This is a genomic window from Gilliamella sp. Occ4-3 (assembly GCF_001690675.1).
GTDB lineage: Bacteria > Pseudomonadota > Gammaproteobacteria > Enterobacterales > Orbaceae > Gilliamella > Gilliamella bombi.
Genome location: NZ_LZHR01000048.1, coordinates 1 through 2,740 on the forward strand (window position 1 = coordinate 1; position 2,740 = coordinate 2,740).

General features: G+C 34.5%; 2 protein-coding genes. One reads left to right on the forward strand and one right to left on the reverse strand.

Translation table 11 applies throughout. From position 1 onward, the window contains the following. On the reverse strand, positions 1-565 hold a 565-nt coding region (locus tag A9G44_RS05250; protein ID WP_065609584.1), incomplete at its 3' end, for an IS30 family transposase. A gap of 194 nt (positions 566-759) precedes the next feature. Between A9G44_RS05250 and recQ the strand changes: the two genes are divergently transcribed. After that, positions 760-2,589, forward strand: a complete 1,830-nt coding sequence (recQ, locus tag A9G44_RS05255; RefSeq protein ID WP_065609586.1) for a DNA helicase RecQ — start codon at positions 760-762, stop codon at positions 2,587-2,589. The last annotated feature ends 151 nt before the right edge of the window (positions 2,590-2,740 follow it).

Below are 2,740 nucleotides of genomic sequence, written 5' to 3' on the forward strand. Positions count from 1 at the left end.
TTTTGCGTTCAACTAATGTCACCAATGCTTGCTTGTCTTTACGGCTAATAATCGTATCTCCCTCCCAATGTCCTCGCGTTTTCCGGCTTTCTACATAACTTGGACGTTGTTTAATTGACCGTTTATATCGGCGGTCTCCTTCTTTAATACTCGGTGCCTTACAATGCCTATAGGCTTTGCCTTTTCGTCTTAGATAAGGTTTGAATTGTTCATAGCGCGCTTTATTTTGATAAAGATAGTTATAGATTGATTGGACGCTGACTTTCTTTAAACGTGCAGCAATCTGCTCTGGGCTGTAATAAAGCATGAGGTATTTTTCAACTTGGCGCCATACCGAAGACTCTATTGGCTTACCATTACCGCTGTTTTTTCGCCTTTTCCTAGCTAGGGTTACCGCATCATGTGCTTGATAGGCTTGATTAGGTTTTGAGTTTCTTTTTATCTCTCGACTTATTGTCGAAGGATGTCTATTAAGTAGCTGGGCTATCTCTTTTTTATTCTTTCCGGCTTGTAATAATACGAAAATCTGGTATCTTTCCTTCCTAGAAAGGTGATTATAATACATAGCAATCTCCAAACTGTGGTGGTGCGAAGGTGCTAGTATAAATCACCTTTCTACTTTCTTCACTCCACCGTGTTTAAAATTGCACTTCATGTTTGAATCCAGGATTACCAGTTTTCGAAAATTGATGGTGGTTTGTTTACTTTAATTTAGCTATACTCGCTAGCCCAAGTCGGATTTTATATGTTTAGGTTAGTATGTCAATAAAAGATCATATTGAAGATGTTTTACAAAATGTTTTTGGTTACAAGTCATTTCGAAATCAACAAAGAGAAATTATTGAATCTATTATTGATGGTCGTGATACTTTAACAATTATTCCAACTGGGGGCGGAAAATCTTTATGTTATCAAATTCCCGCAGTTTTATTACCAGGAACAGCAATAGTTGTTTCACCCTTAATTTCTTTGATGAAAGATCAGGTTGATCAATTATTAGCTAATGGTATTGCTGCTGCCTATCTTAATGCCTCACAATCATCTACAGAACAACAAAAAGTTATCGAACAGTATTTGGATCATTCTATAAAACTATTATACGTCTCTCCTGAAAGATTGAGTATTTACTCTTTTTCTTCATTAATTGATGAGTATCCTCCTTCATTAATAGCTATTGATGAGGCGCATTGCATTTCTCAATGGGGGCATGATTTTAGGCCTGATTATAGGCAATTAGGACAACTTTCTATTCGTTTCCCTAAAGTCCCTATTGTTGCATTGACTGCAACAGCAGACAAAATGACACAAACAGATATTATTCATCAACTTAATTTGGTTAACCCATTGGTTGTAGTAAGAAGCTTTGATCGCTCTAATATTCGTTATACAGTTGTTGAAAAATTTAATCAACTTGAACAAGTTGTTTCTTTTATTGAGACGCAAAAAGGCAATAGTGGAATTATTTATTGTTCAAGCCGTTCTAGAGTTGAAGATATGACAACTAGGCTTGCTTCCCGTGGGTTTTCTGTTAAGGCTTATCATGCGGGGTTGACTAATAATGAACGTCAACAGGCCCAAGAAGATTTTATAAAAGATAATGTGCAAATTATTGTAGCTACCGTTGCATTTGGTATGGGAATTAACAAACCTAATGTGCGTTTTGTTGTTCATGCTGATAGCCCAAGAACGATTGAATCTTATTATCAAGAAACAGGCCGTGCAGGTCGTGATGGTGTACCAGCTGAAGCTATACTATTATTTAATAGTAAAGATCTTAATTGGTATCAGCAACAAGTTATTAAAAAAGGGAATGGTCAACATCAAGATATAGAATTACAAAAGATCAATGCAATGGAGGCTTTTGCACAAGGTTTGACTTGTCGGCGCATTGTGTTGCTTAATTATTTTGGTGAAGAGAGGACCGAACCATGTAATAACTGCGATGTTTGTTTATATCCTCCAGAGCTTTATAACGGTTTAATTGATGCACAAAAAGTTTTATCTTGTGTTTATCGTGTAGAACAGCATTATGGTGCTCAATATATTATTGACGTGTTACGTGGTTCTGGGCGATCTCAAATTAAAGAAAATGGTCATGATAAGTTATCGGTTTATGGCATTGGTAAGCAGCATTCATCAGATTATTGGCTAAGTGTTATTAGACAGCTAGTTTATTTGGGGTATTTAAGTCAAAATATATCTGCTTTTACTACGCTTCAGTTAACACAAAAAGCGTGTCTAATACTAAGAGGTGAAATATCATTATCATTAGCTAAACCACGTTTAGAAATTGTTAAGAAAAGCAGAATTAATCGCTATGCAAGAGCAATTAATTTAACAACAATTCTATCTTACGAAGAGCGTATTTTATTTAATAATCTTAAAAGATTACGCAAGAGTATTGCCGATGCTGAAGATATTCCTCCCTATATTGTTTTTAGTGATGCAACATTGCTTGAGATGGTTCAGACTAAACCTGAAAGTAAAAAACAGCTAATTAACGTTACTGGTGTGGGTAAAATTAAGTTACAAAAATATGGTAATTTGTTTTTAGATGAAATAAATGAATTTATGATAAAAAATATGTAACAATTTTATACTGAAAAATATTTCTTGAGCTTTTACATCGTTTGGTTCTGGTAATCTTCAAAAGGTACCTAATGGTTACATTTCATGTGTTGTTTCCTTCTTTCTGTATCTAATTAATAAAATAATCTACTGTTTTTCTTTTAATTTTATA

What these genes read in the sequence shown, in the direction of transcription:
- recQ (WP_065609586.1), top strand. Translation starts at nt 760, where the DNA reads ATGTCAATAAAAGATCATATTGAAGATGTTTTACAAAATGTTTTTGGT.